The sequence below is a fragment of the Amycolatopsis sp. NPDC049253 genome (assembly GCF_040678995.1).
In the GTDB taxonomy this organism is placed as follows: domain Bacteria; phylum Actinomycetota; class Actinomycetes; order Mycobacteriales; family Pseudonocardiaceae; genus Amycolatopsis.
Map to the genome: position 1 here is coordinate 58516 of NZ_JBFAQX010000022.1, position 16843 is coordinate 75358.

General features: G+C 72.3%; 14 protein-coding genes. 6 read left to right on the top strand and 8 right to left on the bottom strand.

Annotation, left to right across the window (positions count from 1 at the left end; genetic code table 11):
- Window positions 1-13: 13 nt before the first annotated feature.
- The gene (locus tag AB0K15_RS35145) at window positions 14-952 is read right to left on the bottom strand and encodes an ABC transporter permease subunit (RefSeq protein WP_364060499.1); all 939 of its coding nucleotides are present in this window, start codon (window positions 950-952) and stop codon (window positions 14-16) included.
- Entirely contained in the window at window positions 949-3840 is a 2892-nt protein-coding gene (locus AB0K15_RS35150; protein WP_364060502.1) for an alpha/beta fold hydrolase, read from the bottom strand. Before AB0K15_RS35150 ends, AB0K15_RS35145 begins: the two co-directional genes overlap by 4 nt.
- Before the next feature lie 417 nt (window positions 3841-4257).
- Between AB0K15_RS35150 and AB0K15_RS35155 the strand changes: the two genes are divergently transcribed.
- Both AB0K15_RS35155 and AB0K15_RS35160 read left to right on the top strand, forming a co-directional pair.
- Window positions 4258-5223: a TerC family protein gene (locus AB0K15_RS35155; RefSeq protein ID WP_364060505.1), complete on the top strand. Its 966-nt coding sequence runs from the start codon at window positions 4258-4260 to the stop codon at window positions 5221-5223.
- Between the two features lie 38 nt (window positions 5224-5261).
- Window positions 5262-7220: a S9 family peptidase gene (locus tag AB0K15_RS35160; RefSeq protein ID WP_364060508.1), complete on the top strand. Its 1959-nt coding sequence runs from the start codon at window positions 5262-5264 to the stop codon at window positions 7218-7220.
- A 4-nt stretch (window positions 7221-7224) separates the two neighbouring features.
- On the opposite strand, the gene AB0K15_RS35165 is transcribed toward AB0K15_RS35160, so the two are convergent.
- The 3 genes from AB0K15_RS35165 to AB0K15_RS35175 all read right to left on the bottom strand — a co-directional run bounded on the left by AB0K15_RS35165 (window position 7225) and on the right by AB0K15_RS35175 (window position 9901).
- The gene (locus tag AB0K15_RS35165) at window positions 7225-7881 is read right to left on the bottom strand and encodes an RES family NAD+ phosphorylase (protein WP_364060511.1); all 657 of its coding nucleotides are present in this window, start codon (window positions 7879-7881) and stop codon (window positions 7225-7227) included.
- Window positions 7882-7931: 50 nt separating this feature from the next.
- Window positions 7932-8513, bottom strand: a complete 582-nt coding sequence (locus AB0K15_RS35170; RefSeq protein WP_364060514.1) for a DNA-binding protein — start codon at window positions 8511-8513, stop codon at window positions 7932-7934.
- A 410-nt stretch (window positions 8514-8923) separates the two neighbouring features.
- Entirely contained in the window at window positions 8924-9901 is a 978-nt protein-coding gene (locus tag AB0K15_RS35175) for a LacI family DNA-binding transcriptional regulator (RefSeq protein ID WP_364060517.1), read from the bottom strand.
- A gap of 90 nt (window positions 9902-9991) precedes the next feature.
- Between AB0K15_RS35175 and AB0K15_RS35180 the strand changes: the two genes are divergently transcribed.
- A complete protein-coding gene (locus AB0K15_RS35180; protein ID WP_364060520.1) occupies window positions 9992-11491 on the top strand; it encodes an FGGY-family carbohydrate kinase in 1500 nt (499 codons plus the stop codon).
- On the opposite strand, the gene AB0K15_RS35185 is transcribed toward AB0K15_RS35180, so the two are convergent.
- The gene (locus tag AB0K15_RS35185) at window positions 11473-12144 is read right to left on the bottom strand and encodes a helix-turn-helix domain-containing protein (RefSeq protein WP_364060523.1); all 672 of its coding nucleotides are present in this window, start codon (window positions 12142-12144) and stop codon (window positions 11473-11475) included. The genes AB0K15_RS35180 and AB0K15_RS35185 overlap by 19 nt on opposite strands.
- A 39-nt stretch (window positions 12145-12183) precedes the next feature.
- Between AB0K15_RS35185 and AB0K15_RS35190 the strand changes: the two genes are divergently transcribed.
- The 3 genes from AB0K15_RS35190 (at window position 12184) to AB0K15_RS35200 (ending at window position 14233) form a co-directional block, all read left to right on the top strand.
- On the top strand, window positions 12184-12582 hold the full coding sequence (locus AB0K15_RS35190) for an NUDIX domain-containing protein (RefSeq protein ID WP_364060526.1): 399 nt from the start codon (window positions 12184-12186) through the stop codon (window positions 12580-12582).
- 297 nt (window positions 12583-12879) lie between these two features.
- Entirely contained in the window at window positions 12880-13377 is a 498-nt protein-coding gene (locus tag AB0K15_RS35195) for an MmpS family transport accessory protein (RefSeq protein ID WP_364060529.1), read from the top strand.
- Between the two features lie 49 nt (window positions 13378-13426).
- Window positions 13427-14233, top strand: a complete 807-nt coding sequence (locus tag AB0K15_RS35200) for an ABC transporter permease (RefSeq protein ID WP_364060532.1) — start codon at window positions 13427-13429, stop codon at window positions 14231-14233.
- Here AB0K15_RS35200 and AB0K15_RS35205 read toward each other — a convergent pair.
- Together AB0K15_RS35205 and AB0K15_RS35210 are read right to left on the bottom strand one after the other, a co-directional pair.
- Window positions 14209-14895, bottom strand: a complete 687-nt coding sequence (locus AB0K15_RS35205; RefSeq protein WP_364060535.1) for a histidine phosphatase family protein — start codon at window positions 14893-14895, stop codon at window positions 14209-14211. The genes AB0K15_RS35200 and AB0K15_RS35205 overlap by 25 nt on opposite strands.
- Window positions 14896-14935: 40 nt before the next feature.
- Window positions 14936-16810, bottom strand: coding sequence for a Na+/H+ antiporter (locus tag AB0K15_RS35210; RefSeq protein ID WP_364060538.1), 1875 nt, complete (start codon window positions 16808-16810; stop codon window positions 14936-14938).
- Between the last annotated feature and the right edge of the window lie 33 nt (window positions 16811-16843).

Genomic DNA, 16843 nt, shown 5'->3' on the forward strand with positions numbered 1-16843 from the left:
GGACGCCGGTGGGTCAGCTCGTGATGTCCCGCATCGCGAACCGCCGCCCGGCCAGCAGCAGGAACACCGTGGTGTAGATGAGCGACGAGAGCACGCCGCTGGCCATGTTCGACCAGTCGATGTCGGTGGAGATCAGGTCGATCCAGGCGAACGAGTAGTGCGTGGGCAGGTAGTTGCGCAGCCCCTCGAGCGCCGTGATCTGGTCGAGGATCTGCGACAGGATCGCCACCAGCACCGTGCCGCCCACTGCGCCCAGCGGGGCGTCGGTGGACACGCTCAGCAGCAGCGCCAGCCCGGCCACCCACGCCAGCTGGATGATGATGTACACAGTGGACAGCGCCAGCGCGATCATGCTGTCGCCGAAGGTGACCGCGTCGCCCGTGGGGCTGATCGCGTCGCCCGCGCCGTACCAGATCACGCCCACCAGCAGCGACACCAGCGGCAGCAGCACCAGCGCCGCGGCGGACAGCAGGCCCGACACGATCGCCTTCTGCCGCAGCAGCCGGTGCCGTGGCACCGGGATCGCCAGCAGGTACTTCAGGCTCGACCACGACGACTCGCTCGCGATCGTGTCGCCGAAGAACAGCGCTACGATCATCGGCAGCAGGAATGTGCCGGACACGAACAGCGCGAGCACCACGAAGTTGGGCGCGCTCGCCGTCGCGAGGTCCACGAACCCGCCCGAGCGGCGGTTCGGGTTCGACTGCCCGACCTCGAACGCCACCACGAGGATGAACGGCAGGATCGCCACGAAGCCCAGCACCAGCTGGGTGCGCCGGCGCTTGAACTGCCGCTTCAGCTCCACGCCGAGGCGCAGCGTGCGCTCGGCGCGGTAGCCGGCGACGGCGCCGTCCGGGCCGACCTCCGCCTGCTCGGCCGTCGCCAGCTCGCTCAGCTCCCGCAGGGCGGCGGGGTCGGTGTGGACCCCGCCCGAACCGTTGGTGTTGCTCATGAGTTGTCTCCGACCAGCTGCAGGAACGCGTCTTCCAGCCGGCGCCGAGGCCCGGCCTGCTCCACCGCGACACCGGCGCGCACGAGTGCCGCCACCGCGTCGGCGCGCGCCATCCCGTCGAGGTTCGCGTGCACGAGGTCACCTTCGACGTCGATGTCGGTGACGCCGCCGAAGCCCTTGAGCGCCGCCGCGGCCGCCGCCGGGTCGCCGACGCGGAACGTCGCCTCGCCGCTCGCGGCCGCCAGCTCACCGACCTCGCCCGAGGCCACGAGCGTCCCGCGGTGCATCACGACCACGTGCGAACAGGTCTGCTCGACCTCGGCCAGCAGGTGGCTCGAGACGACGACCGTGCGCCCGGTGGCGGCGTAGCGCTGCAGGACCTCGCGCATCTGGTGGATCTGGGGCGGGTCGAGCCCGTTGGTGGGTTCGTCGAGCACCATGAGCTCCGGCAGGCCGAGCATCGCCTGGGCGATCGCGAGGCGCTGGCGCATGCCCTGGCTGTAGTTCTTCACGCGGCGGTTCACCGCGTCGCCCAGGCCCGCGATCTCGAGCGCTTCCGAGAAGTGGGCCTTCTCGGCGGGCCGCCCGGTCGCCGCCCAGTACAGCTCGAGGTTCGCCTTGCCCGACAGGTGCGGCAGGAACCCGGAACCCTCCACGAAGGACCCGATGCGCGAGAGCACGGGCGCGCCGGGCGAGATCTTGTGGCCGAACACGCGGATCTCGCCCGCGGTCGGCGTGATCAGGCCCATCAGCATGCGCAGCGTCGTCGTCTTGCCGGCGCCGTTCGGGCCGAGCAGGCCGAGCACCTGGCCCGGCTCCACGCGGAAGGACAGGTCCTTCACGGCCACGAACCCGCCCGCGTACTGCTTGCGCAGCCCCGTGATGACGAGCGGCGTGCCCGCCAGGTCCGGGTCGACGTCGTGCGCGCGCCGGCGGCGGATCGCGGCGAACACCAGCGCGACGATGCCGACGAGCAGCGTCACGCCGATGCCGATCAGCTGCCCCTTCGGCGCCGGCGTGCCCACCGACGTCCCGGGCACGACCGGCACGGCGAGCGAAGAACCCGACGCCAGGGCGATGCGGAACACGCCCGGCGCGGTCGGCGTCGAGAACGACTGGTCCGTGGTGCCGACCACGAGCCGCAGCGAGTGCCCGGCCTCGATCGGGCGCACGATGCCCGGCAGCGTCACGGTCACGTCCACCGGGGTGCCGTTCGCGGGCAGGTTCGCCACGCGGAACGGCGCGACGGCGTTGGCCGGCAGCACCCGCGTGCCGTCCGGACCCACGTCGTAGAGCTTGGCGAACAGCACCGCCTCCGGCAGCGGGTGTGCCGGGTCGGTCGCGACCTGCAGCCGCACGGTGCTGGACCCCGCGATCAGGACCTGGCTGTCGAACGGCGCGCTGCGGAACTGCGCGGCCTGGCCCGGCGGGTCGGTGCTGAACAACGGCGCCAGCCGCGACGAACCCGCCGCCAGCCCGTTGAGACCGGGGATGCCGCTCACGGCCGCGGGGTTGGCGCCCGCGGGCCGCACGGCCGGCTGCGGCGGACCGGTGAGCGCGACCTGGCGGCGTTCGGTGCCCGCGCCCGCGAGCCCCGGGTACGCGTCGGTGCTGACCGTCCGCACGGACGGCGCGCCGTTGGCCCGCAAGGTGCCCTGTACGTCGTAGCTGAAGCCGGTGCCCGGGTCGCCGTCGCCGGTCAGCGCCGACCACAGGAAGTCGCCGATCTTCGCACGCAGCTGCGGGCCGGGGACGCCGCCGTCGTGGCCGCCGGTGTACCAGATGGTGCGGACCTTCCCGCCCGCCGCGGCGATCTGGCGCGCGGTGGCATCGGACTGGTCGAGACCGAAGAGCGTGTCGCTCTCGCCCTGAACGAGCAGCGTCGGCACGGTGATCTTGTCCGTCACGGACACGGGCGAGACGCGGTGCAGCAATGCGACGGTCTGCGCGCTCACCTTCCCGGTGGTCGCCAGCTCCGTGTACGCCTGGCAGACCTGGGCGGTGAAGCGGCCGCACGGGTCCGCGGCCGGCGCCTGGCCCGGCTGGGCCTGCCCGGCGGCCGGGGCGGTCGCGGCCTGCGGATCGGTGCCGCCGCCCGTGCCCGCGGTACCGCCGACCGAGCCGCCGTTGTCGTCGGTCTCCTGCCCGGCCTCGGGCGCCTCGGCCGAGGAGGACGCGCCGGCACTCGGCGCGCCCGAACCCGAGGAGAAGAAGATGCCCGCCCAGCTCTTCTTGAACACGCCGTCGGGCGCGAACTCGCCCGCCGCCGGGGTCTTCGCCGCGGGTGGCGCGGTGGCGCCGGCGTTGGGGATCAGGCCCTGCGCCAGGTCGTTGTAGGTGATCACCGGGGCGACGGCGGCCACGCGCTTGTCGGTGCCGGCGAGCAGCAGCGACAGCGCTCCACCGTAGGACGCGCCGGTGACGGCGATCTCCGGCGCGCCGCCCGCGCGCGTGGCGACGTCGTGGCTCGCGACGAGGTGGTCGATGAGCCGGCTCGCGTCGGCGACCTCCGCGTCGGGATCGTTGAGGCCGATCTTGCCGGTGCTGCGGCCGAACCCGCGCGCCGACCAGGTCAGCACGACGAACCCGCGCTCGGCCAGCTCGCGGGCCTGCGGGTCCACGCTGGACTTGTCGCCACCGAAGCCGTGGGCCAGCAGCACCGCGGGGGCGGGGGTCTTCTCGGGGTAGTAGGTGGTCGTGTCGATGCGGACCTGCTCGGCCGAGCCGGGCGCGGCCGGCATCTGCAGGAAGGCGTCCTGGGTCCGGACGGGAGCCGGCTGCGAGCCGCTCGTGGTCCAGACGGCCATGACGGCGGCGACGACCACCACGACCGCGGCCAGCGCGGTCAGCCGGGAACCGCGCGTGCGCGGCAACGGGATTCGGGGCACGTGCTGACGTTATTTGAGCTTCGCTGAGAGCCGCGCGCGGGGCTCACACGGATCAGACATCTCTTTTACTGATCCGACCAAAAGTAGGCCGACCCCCAGCAGCACGTAACGCTGCTACGAAGGCATTCGGCCGTGACTGTGGTCGGATCAGTAACGATTGGCACAGTCACGGGAGCACGGGTGATCTCCGGTCCCGGTGACGGAGGTAACACCACCGGTTCGGTGACGAAGGCAACCTCCGCTGGCGTTCGCGCGCCGTAACCGGCAAACTGGACTCGCTGTGAGGGGAGTATTCCTTCGCGGCGGTGTCGTCAGCACGGTGGCGTGGCCCCCGGCACCGTCGGCCGGTAGAAAGGAACCGGCGGAAGAGACCTCCGGTTAGTTGCTGCTACGCACTATCCGGAGGTAAGTGCTGTGATGACTGTTCCCCTGTGGTTGTGGATCGCCACGGTCGGTGGCCTGCTGGCCCTGATCGCCCTGGATCTGGTGATCGTCGACCACAAGCCCCATGCGATCAAACCGGCCGAGGCCGCGCGGTGGGTGATCTTCTACATCGCCTGCGCCGTCGTGTTCGGCATCGGCGTGTGGGTCTTCGCCGGGCACGACCCCGGAGTCGAGTTCTTCACCGGGTACATCACCGAGTACTCGCTGAGTGTCGACAACCTGTTCATCTTCATGATCATCATGGCGTCGTTCAAGGTGCCGGCGATCCACCAGCACCGCGTGCTGCTCGTGGGCATCCTGCTCGCGCTCGCGATGCGCAGTGTGTTCATCGCGGTGGGCGCGGCGCTGATCGCGCAGTTCGTGTGGGTGTTCTTCCTCTTCGGCGCGGTGCTGATCTGGACCGCGATCAGCATGCTGCGCAAGAAGGACGAGGAAGAGGAGTACCACGAGAACGCGGTGACCCGGTGGGTCCGCAAGATCGCCCCGGTGACCGACGACTTCCACGGCCACAAGTACACGGTCAGGGTCAACGGCAAGCGGATGATCACGCCGATGCTCGTGGTGATCGTCGCCATCGGCTCGGCCGACCTGCTGTTCGCGGTGGACTCGATCCCGGCGATCTTCGGGATCACCCAGGAGGCCTTCCTGGTGTTCACCGCCAACGCGTTCGCGCTGATGGGCCTGCGCCAGCTGTACTTCCTGCTCGGCGGGCTCGTCGAGAAGCTGGTGTACCTGTCCTACGGTCTCGCGGTGATCCTCGCGTTCATCGGCGCGAAGCTGGTGGTGCACGCGCTGCACGAGTACCACGTGGCGCCCGACTGGCTGGACATCAACAACTGGGTGTCCCTCGGCGTGATCGTGGTCGTGCTGGCGGTCACCACCGTGGCGAGCCTCGCCAAGGCGAAAAAGGACGAGCGGGCGAGCGTACCGGCCGAATAAGTCTTTCGCTTTGCTAATGATCCGGTACGGTCGTCGGCATGCGACCAGCCGACATCGAAACCCTCGTCGTCCCCGGCCGCCCCGCACTCCGGGGTGACCTGCTCCTGACCGCGGTCAAGCACCCCGACCTCGAGTCCAATGCCCACCACAGCGCGCTGCGGCGGGTGGGACTCGGGGGAGGGGACACCTCGTGGACGCAGGGTCCGCACGACGCGGCCCCGGCGATCTCGCCCGACGGGCGCTGGGTCGCGTTCTTGCGGGCCGGCGACGGTGAAGGCGCCGAAGGCAGCGCTCAGGTGCACGTGATGCCGGCCGCGGGCGGCGAGGCCAAGCGGCTGACGGCGGTGCACCTGGGCGCCGACGCGCCGGTGTGGGCACCGGACTCGCGGCGGCTCGCGTTCACCGCGCGCGTGCCGGAGGCCGGCCGCTACGGCACCGAGGACGCCGACGGCGAAAAGCCGGAGCCGCCCGCCGAGGCACCGCGCCGGATCACGCGGTTCGACTACCGCATCGACGACGTCGGTTTCCTGCGCGACCGGATGAAGCGGCTGTTCGTGCTCGACGCCGTCGCGGCTCTGGACGCCGCCGAACTCCCCGCGCTCGAGCCGATCTCGCCGGTCACCTACGACGTCGACGGTCCCGTGTGGACGCCCGACGGCGAGCGCGTGGTCGTCGCGGTGCCGCAGGACTGGGACCGCGTGGAGACCGACTACCGCGACCTGGTCGCGTTCCCGGCCGAGGGCGGGGAGCCCGAGCTGCTCGTGGCGTGCCACGGCTACGCGGAGCAGCCCGTGTTCGGTCCCGACGGCACCCTGTTCTTCTACGGTTCGTCCTACGAGGACGGCCACCGCGAGGCCTGCAACACGGGTCTGTACGCGGCCACGATCGGCACCGGCGGCCCCGTGAAGGCGCGGCGCCTGACCGACATCGAGACCGTCGACGTGGAGAGCGGCTCCGGCCCCGCGGTTCCCGTGAACGGCGAGGTGCTCATGGCGGTGCGCAACCGCGGCGCCGTGGAGCTGCGCGCGGTCCCGGCGTCCGCCGACGCCGCCGTGCTGGCCGACCTGCGCGTGCTGCACGACGGCCACGTGGTGGTCCGCGGTTTCGCGGCCGACGGCGACACGATCGTCGCGGTGGTCGCCACGCCGGAGACCTCGGGTGACGTCGTCGTGCTCGGCGCCGGCGGGCCGCGCGTGCTCACCGACTACTCGAAGCCGTTGCGGGACAAGGGCTTGCGCCCCGTCGAGGAGCTCACCACGACCTCGCCCGACGGCTACCCCGTGCACGGCTGGCTCGTGCTGCCCGAGGGCGAGGGCCCGCACCCGGTGCTGCGGGTCGTGCACGGCGGGCCGTTCGCGCAGCAGGACTGGGCCGTGTTCGACGAGGCCCAGGTCTACGCCGCCGCCGGCTACGCCGTGGTGCTCGGCAACCCGCGCGGTTCGGCGGGCTACGGGCAGAGCCACGGCCGCGCGATCACCTTCGGCTTCGGCACGGTCGACGTCGACGACGTGCTCGCGCTGCTGGACAAGGCGCTCGAACGGCCCGACCTCGACTCCTCGCGCGTCGGCATCATGGGCGGTTCCTACGGCGGGTTCATGACCAGCTGGGTCGCCTCCCACCACCCGGAGCGGTTCAAGGCGGCGTGGAGCGAGCGCGCGGTGAACGCGTGGGACTCGATGGTCGGCAGCTCCGACATCGGCTACTTCTTCGTCGACTCCTACATCGGCACCGACCCGGAGGTGCTGCGCGACCGCAGCCCGCTGACCTACGCGGCCGACATCACCATCCCGTTCGCGGTCGTCCACTCCGAACAGGACTGGCGCTGCCCGCTGGAGCAGGCGCAGCGCATGTTCGTGGCGCTGCGCCGCGCCGGTGCCGACGCCGAGTTCCTGCTGTTCCCGGGCGAGGGCCACGAGCTGTCGCGCTCGGGGCGCCCGCGACACCGCGTGCAGCGCTTCGACGCGGTGCTGGAATGGTGGTCGCGCCACCTGGGCTGAGCCCTCAGTTGAGGAGCGTGTAGTTCAGCTCTTCGCAGACCCGGCCGAGCGGGACGTCGAGCCCCGGGTGGTCCAGCGGCAGCAGGACATCCGGGGCGATCGGCAGCGCGGCGCCCGCCGGCGGGTCCCACAGGCACACGGCCGGGTCGCCGGAGTCCATCGACGAGCGGTACCAGAGACCGTCGAGGTCGGGCAGCGCGCTGCGGATCGCGCGCGCCCAGGCCTGGGTGATCTTCTTCGGGCCGCTGGAGATCTCCTGCGACGCGCCCACGCGCGTGGGCCACAGGCCGGTGAGGTCGAGCAGCCGCAGCGGGCGGGTCGGGCGCACGACCACGAGCCGCGGCCCGCGCGTCTTGCGGTCGACCGTCGAGCTCGTCTGGAACACCTCGGCGACGCTCGTGCGCACGGTCAGGCCGAAGTAGAGCACGCCGTTGCCCGGGTCGGTCACGGGCTGGCCGCCGCGGCCGGGCGGCTGCTGGTCGAAGCGGCCGTGCGGGAGCGGGCCGGTGTAGCGGAACGAGTTCCACTGCTGCGGGTGGTTGCCGTGCGCGGTGAAGATCCGGACCAGCCTGGTCTCGGGCTGTACCGCCACCACGTCGTGGGCGCGGTCCAGCTCCTTGACCAGCACGGATCGCGCGGGCGGCAGGGGGAGCCGGGCCATGCGTCGGGGGTCGTCCGTCCTGTGTCGGTGATCTTGGTCGTCGGGCCAGCCTAAAACGGCGAGCCGAGCGTGGCGACGAGGCGCGCGACCTGCTCGGGGTCGCCACCCGAGAGGAGCCACTGGCGCGGCGTGGCCGGCCGGTCGCTGATCACCAGGTCGTCCTGCGGCGTGTTCATGAACGCGGCGACGACGAGCGCGGGTTGGTCCTCGGGGACCGCGCGCAGCACCACTTCGAGGCCGGGCAGCACGCCGGATCCGTTGAACTGCCACGACGGCAGCCGCCAGCCCTGGTCCTTCCAGCCCGTGAGCCTGCCTTCCTTGAGGCGGTGGCGGATGCGGCTGTCGTCGACCTTCAGCGCTTTCGCGGCCTGGGTGACGGTGAGCGCCGAATCGGCGAGCACGGCGTGGGCGGCCACGGTGCGCGCGCGGAAGTCGGGCTCGTCCTCGCCGTGCGCCGTGAGGTCGAGCCCCACGTCCGCCAGCGCGGCCTGCTGGTCGGGCGAGAAGTAGTGCGACGGGTCCGGGTTGGGTGGCGACAGCCTGCGCGCCGCGTCCTCGACGAGCGTGAGGAACTCCGTTGCGTCGGCCTTGAGCCCCGCCTTGGCGAGGACGTTCTCGAGCGCGACTGACATGCGCTCAGACTAGCTCGCGTGTGCGGGTTCGTGCGGTTCATCACCGGATCTGTGGGTGAATTCACCAGAGATCGACACGCGGTGCACGGAACCCAACACGCGGCGTAGGCGATTTCGCGTCAGTCTGCCCGGCCGGTGGTGGTGCTGTCCAGGCTTTCGTGCCCTTGACACTCCGCCGCGGCCCCTTTACGTTCGGTTGGTAATCGATTTCCCGCCTCGTGCTGTTGCGGGCTCCGGTGGTTCCGGCCGCCGGTGCTGGGGGGACAGGGGGTGGGACGTGCCTGGCGGACCGGTACTGGCCGGTCCACCAGGCACGTCGTCTTTCCGGGGTTTCGGGCGCAGTTTCGCGTCGGCGTTTCCGCAATTCGGAGCTGAGGGAGCGGAATTGCGCGACGTGAATCCCGTGCGCGTCAGCGGCGGGAGCTCTGCCGTTGGATGAGCCGGGCTTCCAGTGTCGTCGTGGTGGGGCGGCGGGTGCCGTCGGTGATGCGGGCGAGCAGGAGCTGCGCGGCGACGCGGCCGACTTCGTAGGCGGGCTGCGCGACGACCGTCAGCGGCGGGTCGATCAGGGTCGTCCAGGGCGCGTCGTCGAAGGAGACGATGCCGACGTCGCGACCGGGGCGCACGCCGCGGCTCGCGAGGGTCTCCAGGACGCCGATCGTCATGGTGCTGTTGGCCACCAGCAGCGCGTCCGGGGGTTCAGCCAGCTCCAGTAGTTCGGTGGCAGCCACGCGCGCGCCCTCGGCGCGGTACTCGGCGCGGCGGAAGAGCGCGTTCTCCTCGCCGACGGCGTCGAGGTAGCCGGCGAGGCGGTCGTCGGCCGTGCGGACGCCGGCGGGGCCGGTCAGGCACGCGATGCGTCGGTAGCCACCGGCCACGAGGTGGCGGGTCGCGTCGCTCGCGGCACGGCGGGTGTCCACGAGGACCTGGTCACCGTCCGGGCCGGTGAGCGGCCGGTCGACCGCGACCACGGGCGTGCCCTGCCGGCGCAGGCGGTCGACGTTGGTGGAGCGGCCCGTGGGGGAGAGCACGACGCCGGCGACGCGTTCCTGCAGTGCGACGTCGATGTAACGGCGCTCCTTGTCCTCGTTCTCGTCGGAGTTGCACAGCACCACTGAGTAGCCCGAAATCTGCGCGAGGTCCTCGACGCCGCGCGCGATCGCCGTGAAGAACGGGTTCTCGACGTCGGAGATGATCAGCGCCAGCACCGCCGTCTCCTGGCGGCGCAGGTTCCGGGCCAGGCCGTTGGGGTGGTAGCCCAGCTCCTCGGCCGCCACGAGGACCCGCGCGGCGAGCTCCGGGTCCACTGTGGACTTGCCGTTGAGGGCGCGGGACACCGTGGCGGTGGAGACGCCGGCGCGCGCGGCGACGTCGCTGATCGTGGCCACCGTGACCTCCTCCGGCTGTCCTTGACACCCTCGTCCCCCGAAGAATAGCGTCCCGGGTAATCGTTTACCGTCCGCATACGGGGAGTCGCGGTGGATCCGGGCCTGCTGCTCGGCATCGACATCGGCACGTCCGGTTCGAAGGGTGTTCTCGTCGGTGCCGACGGGACGATACTGGCGCGCGCCGGCCGCGCGCACACCACCTCCCGCCCGCGGCCCGGCTGGTTCGAGCACGACGCGGAAACCGTGTGGTGGGCCGACTTCACCGCGCTCGCGCGCGAGCTCACCGCGGCGGCGGGCGACCGGCCGCTCGCCGGGCTGGCCGTGAGCGGCATCGGGGCGGTGCTGCTGCCCGCCGACGCCGCCGGTCGCCCGCTGCGCCCGGCGATCCTCTACGGCGTCGACACGCGCGCGGGCGCCGAGATCGCCGAGCTCACGGCGGAGCTGGGCGAAGAGTCTATTGTGGAGCGTGGTGGCAGTGCGCTGTCCAGCCAGGCCGTGGGACCCAAGTGGCGCTGGCTGTTCCGGCACGAGCCCGAGGTCGCGCGGCGCGCCGAGCTGTTCCTCATGGCGAGCTCGTACCTCGTGCTGCGGCTGACCGGCGAGTACGTGCTCGACCACCACTCGGCGAGCCAGTGCGACCCGATGTACGACCTGCGCGCCGGTGCGTGGGCCGAGGACTGGGCCCGGTTCGTCGCGCCGGGCGTGGAGCTGCCGCGGCTGGCGTGGCCGACGGAAGTGGCCGGCACGGTTTCCGCGGCGGCGGCCGCGGCGACCGGGCTGCCCGCGGGCCTGCCCGTCACGTGCGGCACGGTCGACGCGTGGGCCGAGGCCGCGAGCGCCGGCGTGCGGGCGCCCGGCGACACGATGCTCATGTACGGCACCACGATGTTCCTCGTGCAGACCGCCGCCGAGCCGCGACCGGTACCGGGCCTGTGGACCACGCGCGGCGCGTTCGCAGGCACCTACTCGCTGGCCGCCGGCATGGCCACGTCCGGTGCGATCACCGACTGGCTGCGCGACCTCGTCGGCGGCGAGTTCGCCGACCTGGTCGCCGAGGCGGGCGACGTGCCCGCCGGGAGCCGCGGGCTGCTGATGCTGCCGTACTTCGCCGGCGAACGCACCCCGGTACCGGACCCGGCCGCGCGCGGGGTGCTCGCCGGGCTGACGCTGTCGCACACGAAAGCGGACATCTACCGCGCCGCGCTGGAAGGCACCGCGTACGGCGTGCGGCACAACCTGGAGACGATGGGCCCCGCAGAGGGCCGCCGTCTCGTCGCGGTCGGCGGCGGCACGCAGGGTCGCGTGTGGACGCAGATCGTGAGCGACGTGACGCGCGCCGAGCAGCATGTGCCCACCGAAACGATCGGCGCGGCCTTCGGCGACGCCCTGCTGGCCGCGTTCGCCGTGGGGCTGGAGCCCGACGTCGACGCGTGGAACCCGGTCGCCGCCGTCGTGCGGCCGGATCCCGCGCGGGCGGATGTCTACGACGAGTTCTACCGCCGCTACCGCGCCCTGTACCCCGCGACGGCGGACATCTTGCACTTCCTTGCCGCACAACAGGAACGCGCGGCTCAGGTTCCGGAGAAGTAGGCGCTCGGCGTGAGCCCGGTCAGCGCGCGGCACTCCCGCGACAGGTGGGCCTGGTCGGCGTACCCGGCACCGGCGGCGAGGCCGGCCAGCCCGGGTGCGCACGGCGCGAGGGCGATGGCGCGTTGCAACCGCAGCACGCGCAGGTAGGTCGCCGGTCCGTAGCCGACGGCCACGGTGAAGCGCCGCCGCAGTTGCCGTTCGCCCACGGCCGTTCCCGGGGTGCCCACGCGGGCCGGCGCGGTGTGCAGGTGCGAGAGCAGCTCGGCCACGGCCGGGTCTGGTTCGGCGGCCCGGCCGGCCACGACGTCGGTGAGGCACCGCGCGCCGCTGAGCACCGCGTCGGTCAGCAGCTCCCCGCGGCGGCCCCACACCTCGGCCAGCGGGAGCCGGCGGTCGCGCAGCTCGTCGGCCGCGACGCCGAGCACGGCGGGCGCCGCCCCGGGGTGGAAGCGCAAGCCGTGGAGCGTGGCGCCGGGCGAGGTGGTCGACGACCATGCCGCGGTGTCCGGGCCCGCGACGAAGACCTCGCCGTCGCCGGCGACGAGGTCGACGCACCCGTCGGGCACGATCCGCTTCGGGCCCGCCGGGACCGACCGCCACAGGCAGCGGACCACGGCGCGCACCGGCTCGGGCGCGAGCGTCTCCGAGTACACCCCCCGATCATCCCCTCCCGGTACGACAGAATGCGACCCATGACCCCCATCGACGCGCTGGCCTGGGTCCATGTCCGTGACCGGCGGCTGCTGTCGGTGCGCACGCGCGGCAAGGAGAAGTTCTACCTGCCCGGCGGCAAACGCGAGCCGGGCGAGGGCGATGTCGCGGGGCTGTGCCGCGAGATCCGCGAAGAGCTGGGTGTGGAGCTCGACCCGCTGACCTTCCGCTTCTTCGCGCTGCTCGACGAGCAGGCCGACGGGTTCGCCGACGGCCGCCGCGTGCGCATGACCTGCTACACGGCCGGATACACGGGGGAGCCGATGCCGTCGGCCGAGATCGCCGAGGCGGCGTGGCTGGGCTCCGCCGACGCCGCGGCGTGTCCGCCCGCCGGACAGCGCGTGCTGCGGATGCTGGCCGAGCTCGGCGTTGTGGACTGACTCTCCGTGACCGGCTGTCACGACGGTGTTGCTGATCCGGCCAAAAGCAGGCCGACCCCCACGCGGCAGGTAACCGTTGCTACGAAGCCATTCGGCCGTGACTGTGGTCGGATTGGCAACGGTCAGCCCAGTATTGGCCTCGTCCGTGGTGACCACACTGGTGATTGGTCCACAGGGGGCACCCGTAAGGGTGAAGTTTCACCAACTTTGCGCGGTTGGCTAACGCCGAGTGACGTTCGGACGAGAACCAGGCAACGTGCTCGTAAGAAGTGCGCTCGAACGAGAGAAGACCTCTCCATGAGTGTTCCTGCCGCGACCCCTCCGGCATCGCCGCCGGGTGCGGGTGGTCCGGGCCGGCTCAGGCCGCTCGGCAGCGTGGTCGTCGTGGTCGGCGTCATCGCCGTCGCGATCGCCGTGGCCTCGTACGTCACGCCCAAAGCGGCGCCGACGGCCGGTGAACCCGGCCAGGCGTCCCCGGCCGAGGTCGCGCAGGCCGAGCCCGTGGCCGTCCGGAACGTCACCCGCACCATCGTCTACTCGCTCGAGGGCGAAGGCGGCGCCCGCAACCTCACCTACGTCGCGGCCGACGCGGGCCTCGAGCAGCAGACCGAGGTCACCACGCCGTGGTCGGTCACCGTCACGCGCACCGCGCCGGCCGGCGAAGCCGAGTTCGCGAGCCTTGCCGCGCAGAGCGCCGGGCCGGGCGGGCTGACCTGCCGCATCACCGTGGACGGCGCTGTCGTCGCCGAGAAGTCCGTGTCAGGGGAGGGCGCGCAGCTCAGCTGCACGGCCTGAACCTCCGGGTGAGCCTCGGGCGGGCCGTTCCTGGGGCAGGATCACGGGCGTGAACGGTGCGATCGGGTTCGGGCCCGTCCTGGTGATCGTCCTCGCGGTGCTCACGCTGGCGGGGGCCGCGGTGGTGCGCTTCGGCGGGCTGGGGCAAGGCCGTGCGGTGCTGGTGGCGGCGGTCCGCGCGGTCGCGCAGCTCGCGCTCGTGTCCCTGGTGATCGCGCTGATCCTGCGGTCGGGCTGGCTCACCGGCCTGTTCGTGCTGCTGATGTTCGCGATCGCGGCGGTCACGTCGGCGTCCCGCATCGGCGTGCCACGCCGGATCGGCTGGGTCGCGCTGGCGCTGGCCTCGGGCGTCGCGCCGGTGCTGGCCCTGGTGCTCGCTTCGGGAGTCGTGCCGCCGGAACCGATCACGGTCGTGCCGATCGCCGGCATCGTGATCGGCGGGACGATGACCGCCACTTCGCAGTCGGCCCGCCGCGCGCTCGACGAGCTGGCCCAGCGCCACGGCGAGTACGAAGCCGCGCTGGCACTGGGTTTCCTGCCCCGGCTGGCCGCGCTGGAGATCTGCCGTCCCTCGGCCGGACAGGCGCTGATCCCGGCGCTCGACCAGACGCGCACGGTCGGGCTGGTGACGCTGCCGGGTGCGTACGTCGGTCTGCTGCTCGGCGGCGCGGGCCCGATCCAGGCCGGCATCGCGCAGGCGCTGGTGCTGATCGGGCTGCTGGCCGCGGAAGCCGTGGCCGTGCTGACGACGGTGCAGCTCGTCGCGGCGGGGTTCATCCGCCGCGACGAGCCGGTGCGCCGCCGGTGGACCTTCGCGTGGGTGCCGCGGCGTCAGCCGAGCGGGGCCGCCAGGTGAGCGGTGTCGTTGAAGCGCCGCACCAGCCACCGGTCGCCGTGCACCACGAGGTGGGAGATGGACCCGTTGTCCGCGCCCAGGAACGAGAAGCGGTCGACCGCGCGGCTCGCCTGCGCGAAGACTTCGCCGATCACGCCGCCGTGGGTGAACACCGCGACGCGCCGGTCGGGGTTGGCCGCGGCGATCCGCGTGAGCGCCCGGCGGATGCGCCGGCCGAACGCCTCGTCGGACTCCGCGCCCGGGATCACCGCCCAGCGCTGCTCGGTCCAGAGCCGGTCGACGATCGGGTGGCCCTCGGTCGTGTACTGGCGGAAGAGCCCGTTCTCCCACTCGCCCAGGTGGATTTCGCGCAGCTCGGGCACGACCTCCGGCGTGAGGCCCAGCTTCTCGGCCAGCGGCGCGGCGGTCTGCGCCGTGCGCCGCAACGTGGTCACGTAGAGCGCCTCGATGCGCTCGCCCACGAGCCGTTCGCCGATGCGGAGGGCGTGGTCGCGGCCTTCGGGGGCGAGGTCGGGGTCGGCCTGGCCGTCGACGAGGTCGAACGGTGCGCTGATCCGCGCGGGCGCGGATTCTCCGTGGCGCACCAGGAAGATCTCGGTCGCTCCCGGCGGGGGGCTGAACCGGTGCTGGCGGTATTCGACTTCCTGCTCGGGCGTGCTCATGGCCCCGACCCTATCCGGGCCGGGTTGCGAGCCGGCGTCCTCAGCCCAGCTGTTTGTCCACGAAACACCACCGCCACGTCTCGCCCGGTTCGAAGCTGCGCATCACCGGGTGGCGGCTGTCGTGGAAGTGCAGCGTCGCGTGCTTGCGCGGGGAGGAGTCGCAGCACGCGACGTTGCCGCACTTGAGGCACATGCGCAGGTGGACCCAGGTCGTGCCTTCCGCGATGCACGCGGCGCAGACGTCGGCGGAGCTCGGGTCCACGTCGCGCCACGGGTGCGCCAGGTGCTTGCACGAGCGCGCCGTGACGGCCGGCGTGCTCAGCTCGCGTTCGACGACCGGCGCTTCTTCTTCGACGCGGTCGAGCAGAGACTCCTCGATGTCGAGCCGGGCCAGCACACGGCGCAGCACGGTGTCGTCGGCCGTGCCGTTGTCTCGCGCCAGCAGGAACTGCTCGCGGTCGACCTCCAGCAGCTGCAGGCGCAGCCGGCGGTAGGCGTCACTGGGCGTCTCGGCGAGCGCGCTCTGGCGGCCGAGCTGCTCCCACGCCGAGTCGGCGCGGTACTGGAGGCGGTCGCGCAGCCGTTCGATGATGTCCGGCGGGTCGTCCGGGGTGCTGATCTCCTCGAGCTTCGCGAGCGCGGCGCGGGTCATGTCGTTGACCACCGCGGCTTCCTGCAGCGCGTCCTCGGCCGGGTCGGGCCGCGGCAGGCGCAGGCGGCGGATCAGTGTCGGCAGCGTCATGCCCTGCACCACGAGCGTGCCCGCCACGACCACGAACGCGGCCAGCACCAGCACGGCGCGCTGCGGCGTGTCGGCCGGGAGCACGAACGCCGCGGCGAGCGTGACGACGCCGCGCATGCCGGCCCACGCGATCACCGCGGAGTAGCGCCAGGGCCAGATCTTCGGCTTCTTCACGAAGCGGGCGGTGAGGCGTTTCTGCACGCCGATGCCCACGAGCCAGAGCACGCGCGTGAGGATCACCGTGCCGAGCACGGCGGCGCAGATGCCGACCAGCTCCCACACCGACAGGCCCGTCTTGGAGACCTCGATGAGGATCCCGCGCAGCTGCAGGCCGATCAGCAGGAAGACCATGTTCTCCAGCAGGAACTGCACCGTCTGCCAGTTGAGCCGCGACGCGAGCCGCGTGGAGCCGGAGAGGATGCGCGGCGACTCGTGGCCCAGCATGAGACCGCAGACGACGACCGCGAGCACCCCTGAGCCGTGCGCGACCTCGGCCAGCAGGTAGGCGACGAACGGCACGGCGAACGAGAGCGCCGTGTCCGTGACCGGTTCCTCCAGGCGCTTGCGCAGCTGGGTCGCGACCAGGCCGACCAGCAGGCCGACCACGATCCCGCCGACCGCGGCGAGCAGGAAGTCGAGCCCGACCTGCCACAGGCTGATCGACCCGGCGATGGCCGCGATCGCGGTGCGCAGGGTGACCAGCGCGGCCGCGTCGTTGAACAGGCTCTCGCCCTCCAGCAGCCGCACGAGCTTGCGCGGCATGCCGACCCGGCGCGCGACCACGCTCGCCGCCACCGCGTCGGGCGGCGCGACCACCGCGCCGAGCGCGATCCCCGCGGCGAGCGGCAGCCCCGGCACCACGGCCCAGGCGACCACGCCGACGCCGAACGCGGTGAACACGACCAGCCCCACCGACAGCACGAGGATCGGCCCGCGCAGCTTGTTGAACGCCACCAGGGACGTCTGGATCGACGCCGAGTACAGCAGTGGGGGCAGCAGCCCGATCAGCACGACCTCGGGGTCGAGCTGGTAGTCGGGCAGGCTGGGGATGAACGACGCCGCGACCCCCACCGCGACCAGACACAGGGGCGCCGACCAGTCCAGACGCCGCGCGATGACCGTGACGACGAGGACCGTCACGACCAGCGCCACCAATTCCGCCGCGATGTGCACGGGGTAATCATGACCCGCTCGCGGCCGCGGGTG